The sequence below is a fragment of the Aerococcus sp. L_32 genome, from assembly GCF_050689315.1.
The window spans coordinates 1-912 of sequence record NZ_JBOEQF010000715.1 but is presented as its reverse complement, the minus strand read 5'-3'; the positions used below and the strand labels follow the sequence as shown (position 1 = coordinate 912).

Genomic DNA, 912 nt, shown 5'->3' with positions numbered 1-912 from the left:
TTATTTTGCCAAGTTTTAGATTCTTTAAAATCCTTTAAGACGGCGTCATCTTTCACAAGTTTCTGGTCTGTATGTTAAAATAAGAATAAGGCAATTTAACAATTTCTAAGCAAAATGCCAATAAATTTATGAACGGAGTAATCAATATGGTGAGATTTATACACACAGCAGATTTGCATTTGGACCAGACCTTCAAAAATTTACCAATCAAAGACGATTACTTGCAATATGCTTTATCAGAAGCGACTTTAAATTCATTCGACAACTTAATTCAAACAGCGATTAATGAACAAGTAGACTTTTTCTTAATTGCCGGTGATATCTACCATGGGGCGCGTGCTACTTTGCGTGCGCAATTTGCCTTTTCCAACGGGATGCAACGGTTAGCTGACGCGGATATTCCAGTATACATGATTTACGGTAACCACGACTTCGATGCTGACGCTGATCACCGCTTGAAATTACCTAAGAATGTCTATATTTTCGGGGTTGAACCTGAAACGAAATACCTATCAACACCAGCTGGGGAAAGTGTGGCTATCACAGGTTTCTCTTATGACCAGCAATGGATTTCAGAAGACCGTTCAGAGGCCTATCCGAATCGTGACACCTTAGTTGACTACCACATCGGGTTGCTACACGGAGACAATTCATCTACTGATGGGCAAAAGCGGTATGCACCTTTTAATCCAAGTCAATTAGCTAGCCACGGCTATGACTACTGGGCGCTTGGTCACATTCATAAAGGACAAGTGATCTATGAAAATCCTGCTATGGTGTACCCAGGAAACATTCAAGGGGCTAGCTTCAAGGAAGACGGGGCTAAAGGCGCCTTAATCGTTAACTTAGCTAAGGGCGTCCCAGCTGAATTAGAATTTATTGAAACAGCTGAATGGCAATTTCAACATTCAA

General features: G+C 40.8%; 1 protein-coding gene. It reads left to right on the top strand.

The annotated features are described in order from the left end of the window. Window positions 1-146: 146 nt before the first annotated feature. Window positions 147-912: metallophosphoesterase family protein (locus ACRCJ0_RS15930; protein ID WP_431391151.1), on the top strand; the 766-nt coding region annotated here is incomplete at its 3' end.